This window comes from Pseudomonas sp. B14(2017) (assembly GCF_002113255.1).
GTDB classification, from domain to species: Bacteria; Pseudomonadota; Gammaproteobacteria; order Pseudomonadales; family Pseudomonadaceae; genus Aquipseudomonas; species Aquipseudomonas putida_Z.
On the sequence record NZ_NEJY01000046.1, the window covers coordinates 1 to 6,269 of the forward strand.

Here is a 6,269-nt window from a genome sequence, read left to right on the forward strand (position 1 = left end):
AGAATTTCTTGACGACCATAGAGCATTGGAACCACCTGATCCCATCCCGAACTCAGCAGTGAAACGATGCATCGCCGATGGTAGTGTGGGGTTTCCCCATGTGAGAGTAGGTCATCGTCAAGATTCATTTCGCAAAACCCCTATCTGCGCATGCAGGTAGGGGTTTTGTCTTTGTGGTGCAAAAATTCCCGGCATACGCAGCCCCTGTGGGAGCGGCCTTGTGTCGCGAAAGGGCCGCAAAGCGGCCCCAGGATTGATGCGCAACAGTTGAAATTGCTGGGGCTGCTTTGCAGCCCTTTCGCGACACAAGGCCGCTCCCACAGGGGATCGCACCAACTTTTAGAATTTGAGCAAGACAGTTGCTCCCACAGGACCCCGCGTAGCTCCGAAAAGCAATCATGAAATGTGCGTCATTTATGCCTGACGAGTTACAGGTCAATGCTACGCTCGCGGAAATACTCAGCACGGATACCCATCATGGAAATGAACTGGCACCAGGCCCTGCAAGAGAGCCTGAGCTGGCTGGCAATCGCCTCGTTCATCACCCTTGTCTGCTTCACGGCAGCCGCCACACTGGCCGTACGCTGTACGCGCTGGGGCAGCCAGTTCTGGCAGCTTGCCGGGCCCTATTTCAGTTTCAGGCGCAGTTGGCGGCCGTTACTGGTGTTCGCCCTGCTGCTGGTATTGACGCTATTCTCGGTGCGCCTGAACGTGCTGTTCTCGTTCTGGTACAACGGCTTCTACAGCGCCTTGCAAGGCCTTGATCAAGCCGCCTTCTGGTACCTGCTCGGCGTCTTCGCGGTATTGGCCACCATCCATGTGCTGCGTTCGCTGTTCACCTTCTATGTAAGCCAGGCGTTCAGCATCCAGTGGCGGGTCTGGCTGACCGAGCGCCTGACCCACGACTGGATGCACGGCGATGCCTACTACCGTGGCCAGTTCCTGGCCGAGCCGGTGGACAACCCTGACCAGCGTATCGAACTGGACGTCAACGCCTTTGTCAGCAACTCGGTGACCCTCGCCCTGGGCGCGGTCAGCGCGCTGGTTTCGCTGGTGGCATTCACCGGCATCCTCTGGGGGCTGTCGGCGCCGCTGGCCGTCGCGGGTGTGGAGATTCCCCGGGCGATGGTGTTTGCCGTGTACCTGTATGTCATCGTCGCCACATGGATCGCCTTCCGCCTCGGGCGACCGCTGATCCGCCTGAACTTCCTCAACGAAAAGCTCACCGCCAACTTCCGTTACGCGCTGATGCGTCTGCGCGAGAACGCCGAGAACATCGCTTTCTACCAGGGTGCGCAGGTCGAGCGGGGCACCTTGCTGGGCCGCTTTGGTGCCTTGATCGTGAATGCCTGGGCGCTGGTGTTCCGAAACCTGAAATTCAGTGGTTTCAACCTGGGCGTGAGCCAGGTAGCAGTGGTGTTCCCGTTCATTCTGCAGGCACCGCGCTTCTTCAGCGGGGCGATCAAGCTGGGCGACGTCATGCAGACCTCCCAGGCCTTTGGCCAGGTGCAGGATTCGTTGTCGTTCTTCCGCGAGTCGTATGATGCGTTTGCCCAGTACCGGGCCACCCTCGACCGTCTGACCGGCTTCCTCGATGCCAACGAGCAGGCGAGCGCTTTGCCGCGCGTCATCACCGAGGACCAGGAGCATGCCTTGGCGATCAGCCGCCTGCAGGTGCTGCGCCCGGACGGGCATGCCCTTATCGCCGACCTGGACCTTGACCTGCACGCCGGCCAGGCGCTGTTGATCAAGGGGCCGTCGGGCAGCGGCAAAACCACGCTGCTGCGAGCGCTGGCGGGCCTCTGGCCGTATGCAGAGGGTGAGGTCAGGCGCCCGCTGGGCCACCAGGCGCTGTTCCTGTCGCAGCGGCCGTACCTGCCGCTGGGTGATCTGCGCGCCGTCATCGCCTACCCGGCGGCCAGCAAGCCTGAGGACGAAACGCGGATGCAGCAGGCCTTGCGCCAGGTCAACCTGACCCACCTGGCCGAGCGACTGGATGTCAGCTGTGACTGGTCACACATTCTCTCGGTCGGTGAACAGCAGCGCCTGGCATTTGCCCGGGTGCTGTTCAACCGGCCGCAGGTGGTGTTTCTCGACGAGTCCACTTCGGCCATGGACGAAGGGCTCGAGCATGCCCTGTATTCACTGTTGCGCACGGAAATGCCGGGGGCCTTGCTGGTCAGTGTCGGGCACCGCAGCACGCTGGCAGGTTTCCATACCCATCGGCTGGAGGTGGATGGGCATGGCGGCTGGTCGCTACTGGAGCAGCAGCCAGCCCTGGCCTAGTGCGGCTTGCCGGTGATCGGGCCTGACCTGAGCAATGCGACCCCGACCAGGGTGCTGCCGGCACACGCTGCGCCAAGCAGGAATGTCGCCTTGAAGCCGACCCCGTCCCACAGCAGCCCGGCCACCACGCTGGCCACCAACAGCGCCACGCCGGTCAGCAGGTTGAACAGGCCGAAGGCTGTACCGCGCAGTTCGGCGGGCGCGCTGTCGGCGATCATGGCGGCAAAGATGCCTTGGCTGAAACCCAAGTGCAGGCCCCAGGCAGCCACCCCCATGGCCAGCCCGGTCCAGCCCGGCAGCAGGGCCAGCAGCAGGTCGGCGGCGACCAGCAGCCCCAGCCCGGTCATCAGCACGCCGCGGCGGCCTACGCGGTCCGACAGCACCCCCGCGGGGTAGGCCGACAGCGAGTAGGCCAGGGCCATGAGCACCAGCACTGCCGGCGCCCACAGCGGCGCCAGGCCCATGTCCTGGGCGCGCAGCAGCAGAAACGCCTCGCTGAAGCGGGCGAGGGTGAACAGCGTGGCCAGGCCGATCAGCCGCCAGTAGGCCGGGCCCAGGCGGGCCAGCTCGTGCAGGGCCAGCGGTGAGCGCACCAGCCGGGTGGTGGCCGGCGTTTCAGGTTCGCGCACGAAGGCGATGAGGATGTATACCGCCACGAACGCCGGGAGCACCGCCACCCAGAACACCGTCTGGAAATGGCTCGCGGTCAGCCACATCAGCACGATCGCCAGCAACGGCCCAAGGAAGGCGCCCACGGTATCCAGCGCCTGGCGCAGGCCGAAGGCTGCACCACGCAGTTCTGCGGGCGTGACGTCGGCCACCAGCGCATCGCGCGGCGCCCCACGAATGCCTTTGCCTACCCGGTCGACGAAGCGTGCCGCGGTCAACCACTCCAGCCCGGAGGCCATGGGGAACACCGGCTTGGTCAACGCACCCAGGCCATAGCCCAGCACCGTGAGCAGCTTGCGCTTGCCCAGCCGGTCGCTGAGGGCGCCGGAAAACACCTTGGTGATCGAGGCGGTCGCCTCGGCGATACCTTCGATAAAGCCCACCGCCACTACCGAGGTACCAAGCACGGTGACCATGTACAGCGGCAGCAGGGCGTGAATCATTTCCGAGGAAATGTCCATGAACATCGACACGAAGCCCAGCGCCCAGACACTGCGAGGGATCTTCGACAGGGACCTGGTGGTGTTCGTGGCGTCGCTTTCTTCGTGGCTGCGCATCAGGAGGCTCGGCAGAGGGCTACGTTCGAAACTGTAGGAGCCGTCACGCAGGATGCAAATCGGACAGGTGTATGCAAGCAACAGCGCGAATAGCCGGGTTGCGCCGGCAACGCTGCCGTGTCAGCAAAGTTCCGTTACAAACATGTAAACTTCGTAAATAAGATTTAAACTCATTTGCGAATCTCTATATTTACCATCCCTGTTGGCCACCAAACTGTGTTTTCGAGGCCGGTGGGCGAGGGCTCCCGGTTTCCGACAGGGATGTGCCGTTTCGCTCATGAATCGCAGGAGATGTACCCATGCAGTGCAAGACTTCACCCAACAGCCTGGCCCTGGCGTTCGTCGCGCTGGCGTCACCGGCCATGGTGGCCACCGTGGCCCAGGCCGAAGAACAGCGCACGGGTGAGGTGCTGGAGATGCCGGTTGCCGACAGCGCGCTGGTGATCCAGGACACCCTGGTCACCGCCGAGCGCGAGGCACGCCAGGCCCTGGGTACGTCGATCATCACCGCCGAAGACATCAAGCGCCATCCGCCGGCCAATGACCTGTCCGACATCATCCGCCGCGAGCCCGGGGTCAACCTGACCGGCAACAGCGCCAGCGGCGCGCGTGGCAACAACCGGCAGATCGACCTGCGCGGCATGGGCCCGGAAAATACCCTGATCCTCATCGACGGCAAGCCATCCAGCGCACGCAACGCCGTGCGCTATGGCTGGAACGGCGACCGCGATACCCGCGGCGAAACCAACTGGGTACCGGCAGAAGCGGTCGAGCGCATCGAGATCCTGCGTGGCCCGGCGGCCGCACGTTACGGTTCCGGCGCCATGGGCGGGGTGGTCAACATCATCACCAAACGGCCCACCGACGAACTCAAGGGCAGCGTCAGCCTGTATACCCAGCTGCCGGAAGACAGCGCCGAGGGCGCCAGCCGCCGGGCCAACTTCAACCTGGGCGGCGGCCTGACCGACAACCTCGGCTTCCGCCTGTACGGCGGCCTGGCCAAGACCGATGCCGACGACCTGGACATCAATGCCGGGCATGCCACCAGTGCGCTGGTGGCGGGTCGCGAAGGCGTACGCAACAAGGACATCAATGGCCTGCTGAGCTGGAAGCTGAACGACGAGCACCGCCTCGAGGCCAGTGCCGGCTACAGCCGCCAGGGCAATATCTTTGCCGGCGACACCATGAACAGCAACGGCGGTGGTGACGTCGAGTTCGTGTCCAGCCTGTATGGCCACGAAACCAATGTGATGCAGCGCAGTACCTACGACCTGACCCACCTGGGCGATTTCACCTGGGGTACCAGCAAGACCGTGCTGGCCTACGAGTACGTGCGCAACTGGGGCCTCAACGAGGGCCTGGCAGGCCGTACCGAAGGTGCCCCCAATGCCGAAGGCGCCGCCATGTCGCGCCTGCGCAACACGCGCCTGAGCAGCGAAGTGAACCTGCCATTCGCCATGGGCAGCACCGAACATGTGCTGACCCTGGGCGGCGAGTACCTGTACGAAGCGCTCAATGACCAGGGCTCGCTGCGCCCGCAAAGCTCGGACCCTACCGGTAACGACGGGTTGGTCGGTTTCGACCGCAGCAGCTCGAAGATGACCGCCCGCAGCTATGCGCTGTTCGTCGAGGACAACATCATTGTCGGCGACACCACCATTACCCCGGGCCTGCGTTTCGACCACCACGAAACCTTCGGCGACAACTTCAGCCCCAGCCTGAACCTGTCGCACAAGCTGACCGAAGCACTGTCGGTCAAAGGCGGTATCGCGCGCGCCTACAAGACCCCGAACCTGTACCAGTCCAACCCCAACTACTTGCTGTACAGCCGCGGCAATGGTTGCAGCGTGCAGCAGACCAACAACGGTGGCTGCTACCTGCAGGGCAACGCCGACCTCAAGCCCGAGATCAGCGTCAACAAGGAAATCGGCCTGATGTACGACCGTGGTACCTGGCGCACCAGTGCCACGTATTTTCGCAACGACTACAAGAACAAGATCGTCGGTGATACCGATGTGTTGTACACCATCGGCACCGGCAGCCGCGTGACCCAGTGGGACAACGCCGGCAAGGCGCGGGTGGAAGGTATCGAAGGCAACCTGTTCATCGAGCTGACCCCGGCCCTGGACTGGAACACCAACCTGACCTGGATGCTCGACAACGACAACCGCGAGACCGGCGAGCCGCTGTCGGTGATCCCGGAATACACCGTCAACACCACCCTCGACTGGCGCGCCACCGAGAAGCTGTCGTTCCAGGTGGCGGGTACCTACTTCGGCAAGCAGAAGTCGCCGACCTTCAACGAACGCACCCAGCAAGGCTACGACAAGACCGCGCAACAGGACGTGGAAGCCTACGGCCTGGTGGACGTGAGCGCTGGTTACAAGTTCAACGCCAACTACGACGTGCGGGTGGGGGTGAACAACGTGTTCGACAAGCAGATCCTGCGTGGCGGCAACGCCAGTACTTCGGGCGCCAATACCTATAACCAGCCGGGCAGGGCGGTGTTCGCTGCGCTGAACATCAACTTCTGATCCAGGGGCCGCTGCGCGGCCCATTCGCCGGCAAGCCAGCTCCCACAGGGATCGCGCCAACGTTTGGAATTTGAGCAAGACAGTTGCTCCCACTGGTACCACACAGTATTCGAACCCTGTGCAATCCCTGGACTGCCCCCAAGAAGTTGGACACCAATCCAACCCGTGGGGGATCTATGGGTAAATACACAGAGCAGTTCAAGCTCACGGCTATCACCGCTTA

At 63.2% G+C, this 6,269-nt stretch carries 3 protein-coding genes and 1 rRNA gene; 3 read left to right on the forward strand and 1 reads right to left on the reverse strand.

All coding sequences use genetic code 11. The features are described 5' to 3' along the window. Positions 1 to 7: 7 nt before the first annotated feature. A 5S ribosomal RNA gene (gene rrf / locus CAG34_RS27205) occupies positions 8 to 123 on the forward strand. A 354-nt stretch (positions 124 to 477) separates the two neighbouring features. Further along, positions 478 to 2,286 carry an ABC transporter ATP-binding protein/permease gene (locus tag CAG34_RS27215; RefSeq protein WP_085593507.1) on the forward strand — a complete coding sequence of 603 codons (1,809 nt, stop codon included), beginning with the start codon at positions 478 to 480 and terminating at the stop codon, positions 2,284 to 2,286. Here the strand turns inward: CAG34_RS27215 and CAG34_RS27220 are convergent. Further along, complete coding sequence (locus CAG34_RS27220) at positions 2,283 to 3,512, reverse strand: MFS transporter (protein WP_085593509.1); 1,230 nt, start codon at positions 3,510 to 3,512, stop codon at positions 2,283 to 2,285. The genes CAG34_RS27215 and CAG34_RS27220 overlap by 4 nt on opposite strands. 299 nt (positions 3,513 to 3,811) lie before the next feature. On the opposite strand from CAG34_RS27220, the gene CAG34_RS27225 reads away from it, so the two are divergent. Then, positions 3,812 to 6,046: a TonB-dependent siderophore receptor gene (locus CAG34_RS27225; protein ID WP_085593511.1), complete on the forward strand. Its 2,235-nt coding sequence runs from the start codon at positions 3,812 to 3,814 to the stop codon at positions 6,044 to 6,046. The last annotated feature ends 223 nt before the right edge of the window (positions 6,047 to 6,269 follow it).